This window comes from Clostridium sp. CM038 (assembly GCF_055081105.1).
The window spans coordinates 2,342,092-2,360,741 of record NZ_CM143651.1; the positions used below are offsets into that span (position 1 = coordinate 2,342,092).

Consider the following 18,650-nt stretch of genomic DNA (forward strand, 5'->3'; position numbering starts at 1 on the left):
CACTTAAACTTTTTTACTATATCTGAATTTTTCCTCCCTTATTTAATGTTTTAAATAGATTATTCCCTTCTTTTTTTCTCATGAAAAATGCACCAAAAGCTATTCCTAAAATTCCAATACTTAAGAGTACTATAATATTTACCGTTAGCTCTTTTAGACTTCCTCCAATCACTACTTTATTATAGCTATCCTGAATCCAATAATTAGGTGCGACTTTAGCAATTTCTTGCATGATTTTGCTGCTATTCCCAATGGGATAAAAACTTCCACCAATCATAGCAAACACCGTAATTACTACTGGAAGGATTGCATTTAATTTATGCTGACTTTTATATAAATTCATTATGGAAGCACTAATACCTGTTATAGCAAATGCATGTAAAACACCAATTAAAATCAGTTCTACATAACTGTCCCCAAGGCTTATTCCAATAATTTTACAAATGCCCATGTATAATGTAATATCCACTAGAGTTACAAAAAACATAAAACATATTTTAGCTATATACAAATTCTTCATACTTAAAGTGGTAGATTTTAATCTTGCAAATGTGCCCTCTTCTTTTTCTATTACCATATTTTGCGCTCCCATTACTGCTAAAGTAAGGCTAATGAATGCTAACATTGATATTGTGAAAATTTGTTTTCCACTAAGCTGTTTATCTTTAATTATATTAACTGTATTTATAAAATTTTCACTATTTAAGGTGGTCGTCTGAGTTATAATTGCTTCTTTCAACATGTCTATAGAAGTTTTATCATTAACACTCCCGTCTATTGCAGAAAATATATTTACATTATTATTAAGTACTTGCACATAAGAATTTACTATATCAAAAATAATCTGTGATTCAACACCAGATGAGGATGCCTTTAAAACTTTTATATTAATAGTTTCACCTTTTTGAACCTTTTCTGAAAAACCCTTTGGTATCACTATGGCAGTCTTAAGCTTTCCTTTTTGAAGATTAGCTTTTACTTCATCTATATCAGGTGTCTGGCTAAGTTCTACAAACTTTTTCATATTATCATTTGTAAGAATATCCTTTAAAGGAGCCGTGTATGAGCTTTTGTCCATATCTATTAAGGCTACGTTTACTATAGGAATATGCCTATCTGGATTAAGTTGTTTTTCATACACCATACCGTAAAGAACTCCTAATAAAAGAGGCATAATCAAATATATAAGTACATAGAATTTTATATTTCCTAAAAATACCTTGATGTCTTTTATAAATATCCTAAATATTTTCACTTATCCCACCTCCACATTTTTTAGTCTCTTAAGTTCTTCCCAGTTAAACTTAAAAATACAGTTTCTAAGTTTGGTGAATCAACACTTATATTATTTATTCTTACGGATGAAGACATAAGGATCATAATAATATCCTGAAGATTCCTCTGCGAATTTTCAACAGTCAAAGTTAGCAACGGATTACTATATTTTATTCTCTTAACCCCCTCTATCCTCCTCAATTTTAATATGATTTCTTCTTTAAAATTATCTACAATAATTTCTAATTTTTCTTCATTTGTTACCATTCTCTTAATTTCATCTTTAGTACCGCTAGCAACAACCCTGCCTTCATCTAATATTGCAATCCTATTACACAAACTCTCTACTTCTTCCATGTAATGACTTGTATATATAACCGTTGTCCCATATTCACTATTTAAGTTTTTAGTAAACTCCAGTATATGATTTCTTGATTGAGGATCAATTCCCACTGTTGGTTCATCCATAATGATAATATCTGGATGGTGCATTATTGCCGCTGCAATATTAAGACGTCTTTTCATACCCCCCGAATATTTTTTTACTTTATCCTTTGATCTATCAGTAAGTCCTGTAGCTTCAAGAACCTCCTTAATTCTATTTTTAAGCGTGCTTCCCTTTAATCCATACATGCTACCCCAGAATACAAGATTGTCATACGCATTTAAATTCTCATACAGTGCCACTTCCTGAGGTATAAATCCTATATGTTTTTTAGCTTCTACAGAATTTTTATTTATGCAATTATCAAAAATCTTTATATCACCTCTATCGGCTTTTAACAATCCACAAATCATTGAAATAAGAGTGGATTTTCCAGCACCATTAGGTCCAACCAATCCAAACAATTCCCCTTTTTCTATATTAAGATTTATACTATCAACAGCTAATTTATCCTCATATCTTTTTGTTACATTGTTTATCTCAATTATTGACAAATTCAACACTCCTTTAAATAATCTGTTTATATTTATATTATATAAATTTCCAGTATCTATAGCAATTGAGTTAAGTAATGACTATAAAAAATTGACCATTACTTAAGTCATGTTCTTAAGTAATGGTCATAAAATTAAAAATCCACTAAATAATTTTTAAGTGCAAAAATCGCTATTTGAGTTCTGTCTCTTAATTCAAGCTTTGAGAGTATTTCTGTAATATGATTTTTTACTGTTCCCTCTGTAACAAAAAGATTGTTAGCAATTTCTTTGTTTGTAAGCCCTGTTCCAATACCAATTATAAATTCTACTTGTCTTAAAGTCAGCTTATATTTATCCATAATATTACTTAGTGTATTTTTGGAATTGGACTTGGTATTATTTATCATTTTGGCTGCTACCTCAGGGTGCATAACTACATTGCCTCTATACACACTTTTAATGCCATCCATAATAATATCATAGGATGTATCTTTTAGAAGATAGCCACTTGCACCATACTTCATAGCATCATATATATACTCATCATCTTTAAATGTAGTTAGTATTAGAATTTTTATATCCTTAAACTCACTTTTTATAAGTTTGGTACCCATAACTCCATCACACAAAGGCATTCTTATATCCATAAGGACTACATCCACTTTTTCATTTCTACATAATTTTAGAGCTTCTTCTCCGTTACCACATAACCCCACTACATTTATTTCTAAATTAGAGCTTAATATAATCTTTAATCCTTCTCTTATAAGTACTTCATCATCTGCAATTGCTATATTAATCTTTTCCAAATTCCAACCCCCTGTTATTTTACCAAACTCTCAATTTTGGGCATGGATATACTAATTTCAAAACCTTTTTCACTATGAAAATTAACTTCTCCCCCTAGACTTTTAACTCTCTGTTCTATACCCGTTAATCCAAAACCACTTTTAATTTTAAGACAACCTTTTCCGTCATCTTTTATATGTAAATATAACCTATCTTCTAAAAACTGAAGTGATATAATCACACTAGATGCATTACCATGATTAAGTGAATTATTAAGTGATTCCTGAACTATTCTATATAAAGTGAAGCTCTGATCTCCATTCAATGTCCATTTTTCATTAGAAACAATAAACCTTACCTTAACTCCACTAAGTTTTTCAAAATTTGAAGTGAGTTCTTGAAGCGCAAAAATTCCTTGATAACTGTCAAAATCCGTTGGTTTAAGTTCTTTTACCGTCCTTCTAACATTTTCAATGCCATTTTTAGTGAAATGAACTAAATTATCCACCATTTTTCCACCTTCATTTGGGTCATTTTTCATTACATAAGGAATTGCTTGAAGCTGAATAAGCAGTGTAGATAAGGTATGCCCAACAGAATCATGGATTTCCCTCGATATTCTATTTCTTTCTCTCAAAATAGTTAGTTCTTCTACAGTATTTGAATACTGCTGTAACTTTTCGTAGGTCTCTTTTAAATTTTCCTCTGATATTCTTAGCTTATCATATAAGTGCTGTGCTTCACTTTTCCTCTCTCTTTCTTCTTCAATATATCTTCCTAAGACTCCAAATATAACTACAATCACCGTATTAAAAATCATATTAATTAAAATATAATTCTGCATCTTACCATAAACTGGTTTACTGCTTTGGAATAATACCGCTGCATATAAAAATGAAATAACTACATATGCATATGCTTTAGGAAGCATCAATGCAGCATCCAAAACTGAAATGAAATAATATACAAAAATAAACCCACCAAAACTATAATAGATTATAGAAATTAATACTAAATCTATAAAAAGAGAAATTATTACTGCATATTTTTTCTTATATAAAAAATACATTCTTATCTGAGTATTCAATATATATAGCAGCATACAAATAATGAATTTAGTCATAATATTCATAGAATATTCACCGGTCATAACAACTGAAAGCGCTACTAAAAAATATACTATATATTTAATTAATTCTAAAAACGGATAGTTATTTTTCTTCAATTTACCACATCCAATTTATATATATATTAATTTTAAAATTATTCACAATAAAATATAGAAGCTCTTATAATTTTAGATTCTTCCTGACTGCTACTATAAACCTTAAGTTCTAAATTGTTTTCTTTCTCTGTTGTAGTTACTAATGCTAAATCACCTTTGTTAAGATTTATTTTTTCCTTTGTTTCTGTAGCTATTTCTACATCACCTTTCACTATATAAAATGCTTCTGTGATTTGATGAGATTTTTCAGCATCATTGATATTATTGTGTAACAATATATCTTTAAACTCCCCTTTATTAACTGAAATTGATTCTAATCTCCCCGTGTAGCCTTGTGCCATCATTAAATTAAAATCTACAACTTTACCAAAACTTGTTGTTTTCCACTCTCCACTAAAGCTATCCTGCTCGAATGCTTTTAACACAGCATTATGATGACCTTCATGGCCAAGAAGTAGTTTTCCTTCAATAATCATAATAATCCTTGATATTCCGGGTAAAGATGTAAATGTAGATTGTTCTACTCCAACCTTTGCAGAACTCAGCCTCCATTTAAAATTACGATTACCATATAGTGAATCATTAGGATAAATATAAAGCTCTGTTGTTGTACCACCAGACCATTCACTTGTTTTATGTTGATTTTTTCTAATTATTTCAATATTGTAAGACATTTATAATTCCCCCCTATTACTTATCATATTTACATTCTATTTTTATATGTATTTTCCTTTTATTTCGAAAGTAGAAGTCATAATTTTTAGTTTGTACTTTAATCTGGGACTTAATTAAAAATATTTAGGATTAACAATTTCTAAATCTGAACTTGATATCGTGTAAACTATCCGATATTATTATATCTTAAGTGATATAATAATAAAGTAAAACAACAGTTAAAGTTATTTGCAGTATGTTTGATATTTCAAAGCCAACTTTATACAAATCAATAGAGGAAATAAGTAAAACTAATAATTTATAAATACTTTGGAGAGATTAAACCTAATAATTCTAATAATATATTCATATCAGTTAATTCAGGATTGTATTTTATCATTCATTAATATAAATTCCAAAATAATATTTATTTGGTAAGGAGTTAAAAATGAAAAAATTGAGGTTATTGAATTTTATACCGTTATTGATGGCAGTACCATCAATAACTATTGGAGGGATAGCAATGTACACCACTAAAGTACCAATTGCTATTTTTGTTCAAAACATTTTTTATTTAGTATTAGCTGGAATAATTTCATACTTTATACTATTAAAAAAATCTAAAGTTAAAAATAATGCAAGCACTAATACCACTACTATTATAGTTGCAGTTATTCTTTTATTTCTAACTTTTATTAGTTCAGGAATAGAAGGCGTTCATAGATGGGTATCTGTTGGGCCAATTAAGTTTTACGTTGCAGTTATTGTCCTACCTATTATAATTATAAATCTATGGGAATTGTTACAAATAAGAGATTGGTGGTTTTCAGCTGCTATTACAATAGTTATATCAGTTTTGCTTGCTTTACAACCTGATGCTTCTATGCTAACTGCATTTGCTATTCCAATGATAATGTTGTTATGGAATAAGATTAATAACAATATTTTTCGTTCTTGTATTGTAGTGTTACTTTCTGCGTTGATTATTATTTCATGGGTGTTTTTAGATGGATTACAACCTGTATCTTATGTTGAAAATATAGTTAGTTTGGTAGCGAGTATGGGAATAATATGGCTTAGTTTAGGGGTTATTTCTCTTGTAATATTGCCATTGCCATTTATATTTTTTTCACCAAAAAAATATAAATTGTTATCACTAAGCATTGGTATGTATTTTATAATTATTTTAATTTCTACTCTATTTGGAAATTTTCCAGTTCCATTGATGGGATACGGAGTTTCCCCGATAATAGGATATTTTATATCTATAACTTGGTTCGCAAAATCCAAAATTAATTCATAATATTCTTAACGTTCGGCCCCCCTTTTGGAGTATCAAAATCAAGAAATTTGCGAGTATAATCCTAGTTATGGTAACCAAATGTACTTTTATTTAGTTTATACTCCTAGTCTATATATGCTTTAATTTATATTTTAACGACATTTCAGAAAGAAAGTCTCCTACTTCTATAAGTGGGGTTTACATTCCCTAACATAGAAAACTTCAGTGGGAGTATAAATCTCCTTCTGAAGTCGTTAATATGCAGCTCCGCAGGAGATGATTTAATCCAGAAATTTTATATTCATAGTATATTCAAACAAATTCTTGATATAAAAAATTGCAAATAAAAAACACCATATGGCGTTTTTTATTTGCAACAATCTTTATTAATAATAAAAATAATAGGAATTAAGTATATATTCAGCATTATATCTAACACTTAATTTTTTCAAATAAAGCTTAACCTTTTCTTTATGTTCCATATCTAAAAGGATTTTTTTAAAATGAGTTAGTTCTTTATCCGAAGCAGCATTTTTAACATATCCCCAAACATGCTCTGCAGTACTTACAAAACTTCCATTCTCTACATCAAAATTTATTATTTCATCCGTATACTCATAGAATTCCTCAATACTGCAATTCTCTTTTATCAATTTACTACACTCTTTATAATATTTATAATTTCTTTCCATTAATACATATTTATATTTAGCCCACTGTTTTTCTATAATTCCAGCCTTTGATTTCTTATCCCTGTTGTTAATTATAATATTGCATTTTATAGCCGAAATATCTTTGTCTTTTACCTCTAGCATAATATCAATATTAAATTCTTTAACTTCATCATAGTATTCTAGAAAGGTTTTAACTATTATCGTATTTGAATGAGCCCCTATCTGTTTATGCAAATTTTGCTGACTATAGTGGGCTTTTATATTACCATCTTTTTTCTGCCATGTTTTAGCTACCTTCCTCATTATTTCTTTTATAGGCACCTCTATTTCATGATTACACTGATGGTGAAGGTTATCAAATATTACTGGTATATTAATTTCCTTACTTACTAAAAGTACATCATCAATATTAAATATTTTTCCATCATTTTCAATTACGAGCCTATCCTTTACCGAAGATGATAATCTTTTAAAATTTTCAATAAACCTATTCATAGCAGCACTTTTATCACCATAACCGCCACCAATATGAAGTATTATCTTATTGCTTGAATCCACACCTAATGAATCAAGGAATCTAGCATGGTATTCCAAATCTTTAATTGCTTTTGCTACAATCTCTTCTTTTTCTGCATTGAGTACTGTGTACTGACCTGGATGCATAGACACTCTCATGCCACATTCTTTTATATACTCGCCTATTTCATTTAATTCGTTTTGAAAATGTTTATGCCATGGAATTTCATTAATACTGTGACTTCCTAATGGAACTATATCTGAACTTATTCTAAATAACTTTATGTTATACTTCTCATTATTCTCTAATATTCCTCTTAGATCTATTAAGTTTTGCTCTAATATTTCTAAAAACATTTCTTCCGAAAAGTTTTTGAGCGTTAATCTTCTATTTGTTCTTGCATTTGTTGTAAGTGGTATGCATGCATATCCGATTTTCATATTTACCTCCTATTTTTTCCTCCCATGAGTGTATCCAACAACCTCAAATTCCTTTGAAAGTCCTTTAACAAATTCATTATAATAAGGACATGTTGCTCTAATGCATGTTGATAAATGTATACTGCTTACACCCTGTTTTTTTAATTCCTCTGAGGAATTAAGCATTTCTTTTAATGAATCTGCGTTACATCCGCTACATGGTATTTGCATTACCATGTCTAAACTAGCATCATAATCATTGAATGAGGCTGTCTTATTGTTAAATGCCTTTATACAACCAGAACCTGAGCATTTACTAGAAACTTTAAAACATCTTAATACAGCAATCTTTTTCATATTTATAACCACCTTAATAATTTATATACTATATTATATCTAAATACAAAAGTATAAGATGTGATTTATATAACATATTTAATTAATGTTTTATAACAAAATTGCCTTCCTTATTTAAAACCCATACTTATTACATGTTTAAACCAACCTTATGCCTTCTTAGAGGTACAAAACCAAGTTAAAGGTATAATTGCATCCTAATGCTTTCGGCTATCCATATAGCCATATTTATCATTATTTTCAATATACGCTAACCCTTTCCGATACTTCAATTTAAAATACATCAATTAAATCTCCAGCATTATTTTTCAGCTTATCTACGGAGTGAATGTACCTATTAGTAGTAGCTAGATTTTTATGTGCAGCAAAATCCCTAACTTTCTCTACTGTAGCCCCTGCTAAAATTGCTAGTGTAATAGCTGTATGCCTGGTAGAATGAACTCGTAAATCTTTATCTATACCTGCATTTTTGCATACTCTTTTTATCATGTAATTTAAAGTGCTTGCATCTAATTTTTCTTTATTATTCCCATTAGTTGAATGTCCAATAAATAAATACTCCTCGCCACTAGATAACTTATTTCTTTTAGTCAACCTAATATATTCATTTATCATAGTAAGAACGTTCCCTTGAATTTTTACTATATCCTCTTTACCGCCTTTTCTTATTACTTTTACTACATCATAACCTGTATGCGTTGTAATATGCTTTATCTTAATATTTATAATCTCAGATTTTCTTAAAGCAGTTGTTAAAGCAAGTACTAATATAGTTTTATTTCTATGTCCTAATATAGTGGATGTATCTATACTATTTAATAAGACTTTACACTCTTCTTTTGTTAAAAACTCAGTTTCCTTATTATTTATCACTGGTTTTTCTTCTTTTAAATTTCCAAAAGGATTATATTTAATTATATGAATGCCTGTAGAATTATCTTGATATTTTAATAACCACTTATAGAGAGCACTCAATGATGATATTTTCCTGTTTATAGTAGCAGAGGACATATTTTTATTCATTAAATTCATTATAAAATTTTGCGAATGTAGTATAGATACCTTTTTAATATCTTCTATAGTGATGTCATAAATAGAACTTACGCAAAAAAAATCTTTTATATCTCGTTCATAGCTTTTAGCAGTATATTTACTTTTTCTAGACTTGATTTCAAGAAAATACCATATAAAATTTTTGTTATCTAAAGTCAAATCTGAATTATAGTTGAATTGTGTAATATTGTTTATCATATGTATTCCCCTTTAATATTTTTTAAATTTCTATACATTTTAAAAAGCTGCAAACAGTAAGTTAGCAGCTTTTTAAAATATACAGGCTATAATTATTCTTCTAAATCATTAATTAAGTTTACTATTTCTTCTAAAGCTAATTTTTCATCATCACCATTAGCTATAACGTTTACAGTTGTATTAGGACCGACTCCTAGAGATAAAATGCCTATTAAACTCTTAATATTAGCTTTTTTGCCCATATATTCTATACCTATATCTGATTTAAAAGACGCGGCTTTTCTTACTAATAATGTAGCTGGTCTAGCATGCAATCCTTTAGAATTACTAACGAGAACTTCCTTTGTTATCAATTAACTTCACCTCGATACTTTATTTATTATTGCATGCGATAATATAAAATATCTTATCTATTAACGCATGCTATTATAATATCATTAAAAATCATGTAAATCAATTTTAAATATTTTCAACAAACCTCGCTATTCTATCAAGTCCAATTTTTATATTTTCCATAGAAGTAGCATAAGACAATCTTATAAAATTATCTACTCCAAATGCTATACCTGGTATAACAGCAACTTTTTCTTTTTCAAGTAAAATATCTGAAAAAGCAATCGAATCTTTTATAACTTTTCCGTCGATTGATTTATTTAAAACATCCCCTATATTCACCATAACATAAAAAGCGCCTTCAGGTTTTATGCAAGATAAATTATTAATGCTATTAATTTTTTCCACCATATAATCTCTTCTTAGCTTAAATTGTCCAATCATTTTAGCTATATCATCTTGATTTCCATTTAAAGCTTCAACTGACGCATATTGCGCAATTGAATTGGGATTTGATGTAGTATGACTTTGAATATTAGACATTAACGATACTATTTCCGTGCTGCCAGCAGCATATCCTATTCTCCATCCTGTCATAGCGTAAGCCTTAGAAAGACCGTTGATTACGATAGTTCTTCTGTAAGCATCCTCTGAAAGACTTGCTATACTAATATGGTCATTACTACCATACAACAATTTTTCATAAATTTCATCCGATATTATGATTAAGTTATTTATTTTTGCAAAATCAGCAATTTCCATAAGTTCTTCCTTTGAATATACGGTACCTGTAGGATTATTGGGACTATTTAATATTATTGCTTTAGATTTAGGCGTTAATGCTCTATTAAGGCTCGCTATTGTTAATTTAAATTCATTAATTTCTTCTGTTTCTATATAGATAGGTTCTCCATCTGCTAATTTAACCAATTCTGGATAACTTACCCAATATGGAACTCCAATTAAAACTTCATCTCCTGGATTTAAAATAGCTTGAAATACATTAGCTAAGCATTGTTTTGCTCCAGCTGAAACTATAATTTGAGCTGGTGTGTAAGTTAAGTTGTTTTCTCTCTTTAACTTTCCAATTATTGCCTGTTTTAGTTCAATAATACCTGAAGCCGCTGTATATCTTGTCCTGCCTTCTTTAATTGCTTCTATAGCTGCTTCTTGAATGTTTTTGGGTGTATCAAAATCAGGTTCACCAGCACCAAATCCTATGACATCTATGCCCTCAGCCTTCATTTTTTTAGCCTTTGCAGTTATATCTAGTGTTAAAGATGTTGTTATTTGCTTTGCTTTTTTAGATAATACCATTTTTCTTACCCCCAATACTTATATTAATTTAATTCTTATGATACTAATATATCACTTTTTTTTTGTGATGTAAATGAAGCAACCTGATTCCACATTACATACTTTTCCAAATAATATGTAATATGAAATAAAAAACCCTCTTAGGGTTTAGAAATATTCTAAATCTCAAGAGGATTTAATCTTACATTTAATTATTTAGCATAGTCAATAGCTCGTGTTTCTCTAATTACATTTACTTTAATTTGACCAGGATATTCTAGTTCATTTTCAATCCTTTTAACTAGATTTCTTGCCATTTCAACAGCACCTGCATCATCAATTATTTCTGGTTTAATCATAATTCTAACTTCTCTTCCAGCTTGAATAGCATATGACTTTTCTACACCTTCATAAGAATTTGCAATTTCTTCTAATTTTTCCAATCTTTTAATATAAGCTTCTAAAGTTTCTCTTCTTGCACCTGGTCTTGCCGCTGATATAGCATCTGCCGCTTGAACTAGTATTGCTTCAAGGGATTCTAACTCAACGTCACCGTGATGCGCTGCAATAGCATTTACTACAATAGAGGACTCATGGTGTTTTTTAGCTATTTCTGAACCTATAAGCGCATGTGGACCTTCAACTTCATGATCTACAGCTTTACCTATATCATGAAGTAGACCGCATCTTTTAGCGAGTGTTGGGTCAATTCCAAGTTCAGATGCCATAAGTCCAGCTAAATATGAAACTTCTATAGAATGCTTTAATACATTTTGACCATAACTGGTTCTGTATTTAAGCCTTCCAAGCAGCCTGATAATTTCCGAATGAAGTCCATGCACTCCTGTTTCAAAAGTTGCTTGTTCTCCTTCTTCTTTTATGTCACTATCAACTTCTTTTTTAGCTTTTTCTACCATTTCCTCAATTCTAGCAGGGTGAATTCTTCCATCCACTATTAGTTTCTCAAGTGCTATTCTAGCAACTTCGCGCCTTATAGGATCAAATGCTGAAAGAATTACTGCTTCAGGTGTATCATCTATTATTAAATCTACTCCTGTAAGCGTTTCTAGAGTTCGAATATTTCTACCCTCTCTACCTATTATTCTTCCTTTCATCTCATCATTAGGAAGCGAAACCACATGAACTGTTGTTTCTGCTACATGATCGGCTGCACATCTTTGAATAGCATAAGTAATAATTTCTCTTGCTTTTTTATCAGCTTCTTCTTTTGCCTTAGTTTCAATTTCTTTAATCATAATTGCAGCATCGTGTTTAATTTCTTTTCTAATTTCATCTAATAAAACTTGTTTTGCCTCATCAGATGTCAACCCTGATAATCTTTCTAATTCTCCTCTTTGCTTTGTGTATAAATCTTGTACACTTGCTTCTAGCATTTCACTTTCTTGTTGTTTTTTATTAAGATTTTCTTCTTTTCTCTCCAGCACATCACTTTTTTTATCTAATGATTCTTCTCTTTGGATGTTTCTTCTTTCTAACCTTTGAACTTCATTACGTCTTTCTCTTGATTCTTTTTCTAAATCAGTTCTAAGTCTGTGAACTTCTTCTTTGGCTTCTAAAATAGCCTCTTTCTTTTTTGATTCAGCATCTTTTACACTTTCATCAATAATTTTTTTAGCTTCTTTTTCGGCCTTGAAAATATTTGCTTGAGATATATTTTTTCTAATATAAATTATAACAAAAATACATGCTAAAACAACAACCAAAATAGCACAAACTACTATGAGCATTGTTTGACTTTTAGTATCCATTGATTATCAACACCTCCTTTGCTTATTTCAAATCTATTTAAGAGTAAATATGAAAGCTAGAAAAGGTGCTATATTTAATTGGTAACAATTTAAATATACTAAACCAGTATTTGTATTTATTTTATATTACTTTTCAGTTAATGTCAAGATTTTAACGTTTAAATAAGTCTTTATTCTTACTATTATATAGTAGTTATGATAAACTTTAGCATATTGCATCATAGAATGCATATGCCTGATACCATAATAATATTCCTTAATTATAAGTTAAAGAAAAAAAGCAAGTAAAAACTTGCTTTTATGCTTCTTTTTTACTTGCTTCTTTTTTGCTAACTTCTTTTTTACTAGTCTCTGCGTTCTTGTATAATGGTAGGTTATGTTTTGCTCTAATTTTGTTTTCTATCTCTAACATAACCAAAGGGTTTTCTTTAAAATATTGTTTTGAATTTTCTCTTCCCTGTCCAAGTCGTATATCTCCATATGAGAACCATGCTCCACTTTTTTGTACAATCTCTTCTACAACTCCTATATCTAGAACATCGCCCTCTCGAGATATGCCGTGACCATACATAATATCAAATTCAGTTTTCTTAAATGGAGGAGCTACTTTGTTTTTAACTATTTTTATTCTTGTTCGATTACCCATAAATTCATCGCCTTGTTTAATTGTATCTATTTTTCTAATATCTAGTCTAACAGATGCATAAAATTTCAACGCTCTACCACCAGGGGTTACTTCTGGGTTACCAAACATTACTCCTACTTTTTCTCTTAATTGATTTATAAATACAAGAACACATTGGGATTTATTTATAGAACCCGCAAGTTTTCTTAAAGCTTGCGACATAAGTCTTGCTTGGAGTCCTACATGGGAGTCTCCCATTTCGCCTTCAATTTCAGCTTTAGGCACTAAAGCTGCTACCGAATCCACTACGATAACATCTATAGCCCCAGAGCGAACTAAAGCCTCTGTAATCTCTAACGCCTGTTCACCAGTATCTGGTTGTGATACTATTAAATTTTCTATATCTATTCCTAGTGCTTTAGCATATTCAGGGTCTAAAGCATTCTCTGCATCTATAAATGCAGCTGTACCACCATTTTTTTGAGCTTCTGCAACTATATGAAGTGCAACTGTAGTTTTACCTGAAGATTCTGGTCCAAAAACTTCTATTATTCTTCCTCTAGGTACACCACCTATGCCTAGGCCTATGTCAAGTCCTAAACAACCAGTGGAAATAGCCTCTATATTTAACTTACTATTTTCTCCAAGTTTCATTACAGAGCCTTTTCCGAATTGTTTTTCTATTTGACCCATAGCTACTTCTAGCGCTTTTAATTTTTCATTATTCATAAATTTCCCCTGCGGGTTCACCATCCTTTTTCGACGAACGTTTGTTCTGAATTTAAGTATACACCATTTATTTTATATGGTCAACATACAAAGCAATATCTGCCATTTTCATTTACTAAAGAAATCCTTTTATTTGTATTATTAACAAACTCTAATAATTTAATCACTTATCGACTCTAATTGTACCTTTGTTTTTTACAAAATAGTCAACACCAGATATTATTGTAATAATTACTGCGGCAGCCATGAAAATATTGGTTAACGCATTTAATAACGTATTTGCGTAAGATAAATTTATCAATGCTGTAATTATAGCTACTATTTGAATAACGGTTTTAAGTTTCCCCCATTTACTAGCCGCAATTACTTTTCCCTCTGAAGCAGCTATTGTTCGAAGTCCTGAAACTGCAAATTCTCTAGCAATTATAATCATAGCTACCCAACTAGACACAATCTGAAGCTCCACTAATGAAACAAGTGCAGCAGTTACTAAAAGTTTATCTGCTAGAGGATCCATGAATTTTCCGAAATTAGTTATTTGATTTCTGCTTCTAGCTACATAGCCATCCAACTTATCAGTGAGAGATGCTACTATAAAAACAATTGTCGCCAGTTCTCTTCCATAAGGTATTCCTTTAACCGCCATAAACACTAAAAATATAGGTACTAAAAAAATTCGAATCATTGTAAGTTTATTTGCAAGATTCATAGCACACAACTCCTATTAAATCATATTCTAACGCTTTGGTAACCCTTACTGTTACGAATTCTCCCTTATTATAATCTTTGTCAGATTCAAAGAAAATAGTTCCATCAACTTCTGGTGCCATTTCATAACTTCTACCAAAATAAGTTTTACCATTAAATCCTTCTACTAAAACTTTGTAAATTTTGTCTATTTTTTTACTATTTATCTCTTTTGATATATTTTGTTGCACAATCATTAATTCTTCTTCACGTTTTTCCTTTATTTCTTCTGGAATTTGATTTTTCATCTCTGCAGCTGCAGTACCATCTTCCATTGAGTACTTGAACACTCCCAATTTATCAAATTTAGTTTCATTAATAAACTGTTTCAATTCTTCAAAATTTTCTTCCGTTTCTCCTGGAAATCCAACGATTAATGTAGTTCTAAGGGTTAATCCCTTAATACCCTTCCTCATCTTATTTATGTTTTCTGTTATGATATTTTTTCTTCCTTTCCTTTTCATGGATTTAAGAAGATCATCGCTTATATGTTGAATTGGTATATCTACATATTTGCAAACTTTATCATTTAAAGAAATTTCATTAATAATATCATCCGTCATTTCTTCTGCATAACAGTAAAGTACTCTAATCCATTCAATCCCACTTATTTGAGAAATTTTTCTTATTAATTTATGTAGGTTTTTTTCACCATATAAATCTATCCCGTATCTAGTGGTATCTTGAGCAACTAAAATAATTTCCTTGCAACCATGTTCACTTAAATCCTTAGCCTCTTGTATTATGTTCTCCATTTTTCTGCTTCTATATTTTCCTCTAATATTTGGTATTGCACAATATGCACAAGCATTATCACAGCCCTCGGAAATTCTAATATAAGCAGAGTATGTTTCTGTAGTTAATACTCTTTGTCCTTCATTAATATTATCATCACTATAAGTGCAATGTTGTACTTTAATATTTTTTAAAAGAACCTCTTCTATACTACTTACTAACTTGTCATAATCATTAACACCGAGGATTATATCAAGTTCTGGCATCAATTCAATCAGATCCGACCCATAACGCTGAGTAAGGCAACCCGTCGCAATCAATACTGTGCAATTATATTTCTTTTTGTATTCTGACATTTCTAGAATAGTGTCTATTGATTCTTGTTTTGACGATTCTATGAATCCACAAGTATTCACTAAAATTATATCTGCTAGTTTAGGATCATTTGTCATATCATATTTCCCACTTAAACTGCTTATTACAATCTCACTATCAATTCTATTTTTATCACAGCCTAAATTTATAACTCCAACTTTTAATTTTTCCACCAGTCATCCTCCTTGTTTATCAACCTGAGTAACTCCTATTTACCAAATATCATACTACTTGTTTGACTCTTTATGTAAATAATAGCTAATTATTTTTATCTTCCTACATTTGTACCCATAAATTATTGTAAATGTGATTTGCAAATTAAACAAGGGTATTTACAATTATTCTTACATTTTTTTTTTATTGTTCCTTTAACTCACTATCACTTAATAATATTTCCCTAGGTTTGCTTCCATTTCTACCTGATATAATCCCTCGTTCCTCCATTTGTTCAATAATTCTTGCTGCTCTATTATACCCTATTTTTAGCTTACGTTGCAATAAGGAAGTAGATGCTTGTCCATTTTCAACTACTATTCTTATTGCTTCATTTAATAATTCATCAATATCATCATCAATACTTTTATTATTTGAACTACTCTCTATTTCATCTATTATTTCTTTTTCATAGTTTACTTCTGTCGTCTGATTCTTTATAAAATCAACAACTCGTTCAACTTCTTCTTCTGACACAAAAGCTCCTTGTATTCTAAATGGTTTAGCCTCTCCAACCGGATAAAAAAGCATATCACCTTTCCCAAGTAATTTCTCTGCACCAGAGGAATCCAAAATTGTTCTTGAATCTATTTGACTCGAAACTGCAAAAGATATTCTTGAAGGTATATTGGCTTTTATTACACCCGTAATAACGTCAACTGATGGTCTCTGCGTCGCAATTACTAAATGCATTCCTGCCGCTCTTGCCATTTGCGCAAGTCTTCCAATATATTCCTCTACATCATTAGCACAGACCGTCATTAAATCTGCTAACTCATCAATTATAATAACAATCCACGGCAATTTATTTTCAACAATGCCTTTATTTACTAATTCATTATATCCTTCTATACTTCGCACATTGTTTTCAGCAAAACTCTTGTATCTTCTTGACATTTCGTTTACAGCCCAATTTAAAGCACCTGCAGACTTTTTGGGATCTGTTACAACTGGTATTAATAGATGAGGTACCCCATTATAAATATTTAATTCGACAACTTTAGGGTCAATTAATAATAGCTTAACCTCCTCTGGAGAATACTTATAAAGTATGCTTATTATTAATGAATTTATACAAACACTTTTTCCAGAGCCTGTAGCCCCTGCTACCAGCAAATGTGGCATTTTTGTTAAATCCGAAACAACACAGTTACCGCCTATACCTTTTCCTAAACTAAAGGATAAATTTTTGTTTGAAGCTGAAAATTCATTAGATTCTATTACTTCTCTTAAGTATACTGCGCTTAACTCTTTATTTGGTACTTCAATGCCTACAGCTGCCTTACCAGGTATCGGTGCCTCGATTCTTACCCCGGAAGAAGCTAAATTCAGTGCAATATCATCTGCTAAATTTACAATTTTACTCACCTTAACACCAGCATTTGGTTGAAGTTCAAACCTTGTCACTGAGGGTCCTTTTGTAACTTGAATAACCTTTGCTTCAACTCCAAAGCTACTTAGTGTCTCTTGTAGCTTATTGGCACTATTAAGCAATTCTTTTTTATCGTTTTTATTCATTTTGGAAGTATTATTTTCATTTAATAAATCTACAGTGGGGTATTCATATTTATAGTTTGGCTTTGAATTTACACTATTTAATTGAATTTCTTTCTCCAACTCTTGGTTGATAGAATTATCTATATGCCTTTCTTTTAAAGTACGTGCATTGTCATTCCTAACACCACTAACAGTTTCTTCTTTATTTAATCCTTCCGCATCTGTAGCAATTTCATTTGATTTTATAAAATCGATTATTTTAATTTTATTGCTGCTAATATCTTTAATAAATTTATTTTTTTCTCCATTTGGAACTACTAATTCTTCTTGCTTATCATTATTTTCTATATATAAATCCTTACTATCATTTTTACTCGCAGTCTTTTTAATAATAAATTTATCCTTTAAATAAAAAAAGACATCATTAAGCGATACGTTTAATATTATAATAAAGCATATAACATAAATAGCAATAAAAATTATATAGCTACCCGCAGCTCCAAATAGTGTATGTAATAGTACATCAATTGAATAACTAATAATCCCACCATGTAGTACACTTTCTGAATTGTATATCTTATTTATTCCGAGCAAAAAATCTCCTTTAGTGTAATACTTATTTAAAGATAACATTTGTATAAATAATAGTGTATTTATTATAAAAAGTATTATTCCACAAAACTTCTTACTAAAATTTATCTTACCTTTCTTAACGATTTTGCAAATACCAATAAATACTATAAGGAACGGCGAAAGATATGCACCCACTCCTAATATTGCAAAAAGCACATGATTAATCAGATTACCTATCATACCTGATATGGAATTAGAATTTGAACCCCTAGTTGAGAAGATACTTAATAAAATTAATATGCCTATTGTTATTAAAATAATTCCATAAATTTCACTATTAGCATCTACATTACTTGCAACTTTAGATTTAGTTTTAGTTTTTTTTCTAGCCAAA

The 18,650-nt window shown here is 29.9% G+C and carries 16 protein-coding genes; 1 reads left to right on the top strand and 15 read right to left on the bottom strand.

Going from position 1 to position 18,650, the window contains the following annotated elements:
* Positions 1-16: 16 nt before the first annotated feature.
* The 5 genes from ACWJKS_RS10830 to ACWJKS_RS10850 form a co-directional block, all read right to left on the bottom strand.
* On the bottom strand, positions 17-1,255 hold the full coding sequence (locus tag ACWJKS_RS10830; RefSeq protein WP_462959578.1) for an ABC transporter permease: 1,239 nt from the start codon (positions 1,253-1,255) through the stop codon (positions 17-19).
* A gap of 20 nt (positions 1,256-1,275) precedes the next feature.
* Positions 1,276-2,214: an ABC transporter ATP-binding protein gene (locus ACWJKS_RS10835; RefSeq protein ID WP_462959579.1), complete on the bottom strand. Its 939-nt coding sequence runs from the start codon at positions 2,212-2,214 to the stop codon at positions 1,276-1,278.
* Between the two features lie 134 nt (positions 2,215-2,348).
* Positions 2,349-3,005 (bottom strand): response regulator transcription factor, encoded by a 657-nt coding sequence (locus tag ACWJKS_RS10840; RefSeq protein WP_462959580.1) that lies wholly within the window; start codon positions 3,003-3,005, stop codon positions 2,349-2,351.
* A gap of 14 nt (positions 3,006-3,019) precedes the next feature.
* Positions 3,020-4,210, bottom strand: a complete 1,191-nt coding sequence (locus ACWJKS_RS10845) for a sensor histidine kinase (RefSeq protein WP_462959581.1) — start codon at positions 4,208-4,210, stop codon at positions 3,020-3,022.
* Between the two features lie 38 nt (positions 4,211-4,248).
* Positions 4,249-4,884, bottom strand: a complete 636-nt coding sequence (locus tag ACWJKS_RS10850; RefSeq protein WP_220285884.1) for a HutD/Ves family protein — start codon at positions 4,882-4,884, stop codon at positions 4,249-4,251.
* Between the two features lie 428 nt (positions 4,885-5,312).
* Here ACWJKS_RS10850 and ACWJKS_RS10855 point away from each other — a divergent pair, with 428 nt between their 5' ends.
* The gene (locus tag ACWJKS_RS10855) at positions 5,313-6,167 is read left to right on the top strand and encodes a cell division protein (protein ID WP_220319505.1); all 855 of its coding nucleotides are present in this window, start codon (positions 5,313-5,315) and stop codon (positions 6,165-6,167) included.
* 365 nt (positions 6,168-6,532) lie between these two features.
* Here the strand turns inward: ACWJKS_RS10855 and uvsE are convergent, their stop codons facing one another.
* The 10 genes from uvsE to ACWJKS_RS10905 form a co-directional block, all read right to left on the bottom strand.
* Positions 6,533-7,777 carry a UV DNA damage repair endonuclease UvsE gene (uvsE, locus tag ACWJKS_RS10860; protein ID WP_220319504.1) on the bottom strand — a complete coding sequence of 415 codons (1,245 nt, stop codon included), beginning with the start codon at positions 7,775-7,777 and terminating at the stop codon, positions 6,533-6,535.
* Positions 7,778-7,786: 9 nt separating this feature from the next.
* A complete protein-coding gene (locus tag ACWJKS_RS10865) occupies positions 7,787-8,113 on the bottom strand; it encodes a CGGC domain-containing protein (protein ID WP_165412195.1) in 327 nt (108 codons plus the stop codon).
* 273 nt (positions 8,114-8,386) lie between these two features.
* Positions 8,387-9,364, bottom strand: a complete 978-nt coding sequence (locus tag ACWJKS_RS10870) for a tyrosine-type recombinase/integrase (RefSeq protein WP_220285886.1) — start codon at positions 9,362-9,364, stop codon at positions 8,387-8,389.
* A 92-nt stretch (positions 9,365-9,456) separates the two neighbouring features.
* Entirely contained in the window at positions 9,457-9,717 is a 261-nt protein-coding gene (locus ACWJKS_RS10875) for an HPr family phosphocarrier protein (protein ID WP_462959582.1), read from the bottom strand.
* Positions 9,718-9,823: 106 nt separating this feature from the next.
* A complete protein-coding gene (locus tag ACWJKS_RS10880; protein WP_462959583.1) occupies positions 9,824-11,014 on the bottom strand; it encodes a pyridoxal phosphate-dependent aminotransferase in 1,191 nt (396 codons plus the stop codon).
* 191 nt (positions 11,015-11,205) lie between these two features.
* A complete protein-coding gene (gene rny, locus ACWJKS_RS10885) occupies positions 11,206-12,762 on the bottom strand; it encodes a ribonuclease Y (RefSeq protein WP_224578977.1) in 1,557 nt (518 codons plus the stop codon).
* 298 nt (positions 12,763-13,060) lie between these two features.
* The gene (gene recA, locus ACWJKS_RS10890; protein WP_165412191.1) at positions 13,061-14,116 is read right to left on the bottom strand and encodes a recombinase RecA; all 1,056 of its coding nucleotides are present in this window, start codon (positions 14,114-14,116) and stop codon (positions 13,061-13,063) included.
* A gap of 163 nt (positions 14,117-14,279) precedes the next feature.
* The gene (gene pgsA / locus ACWJKS_RS10895) at positions 14,280-14,825 is read right to left on the bottom strand and encodes a CDP-diacylglycerol--glycerol-3-phosphate 3-phosphatidyltransferase (RefSeq protein ID WP_216303072.1); all 546 of its coding nucleotides are present in this window, start codon (positions 14,823-14,825) and stop codon (positions 14,280-14,282) included.
* Positions 14,809-16,146 (bottom strand): 30S ribosomal protein S12 methylthiotransferase RimO, encoded by a 1,338-nt coding sequence (rimO, locus tag ACWJKS_RS10900; RefSeq protein WP_216303073.1) that lies wholly within the window; start codon positions 16,144-16,146, stop codon positions 14,809-14,811. The genes pgsA and rimO overlap by 17 nt, the downstream gene beginning before the upstream one ends.
* 184 nt (positions 16,147-16,330) lie before the next feature.
* Positions 16,331-18,649 carry an FtsK/SpoIIIE family DNA translocase gene (locus ACWJKS_RS10905; RefSeq protein ID WP_462959584.1) on the bottom strand — a complete coding sequence of 773 codons (2,319 nt, stop codon included), beginning with the start codon at positions 18,647-18,649 and terminating at the stop codon, positions 16,331-16,333.
* Position 18,650 lies beyond the last annotated feature (1 nt).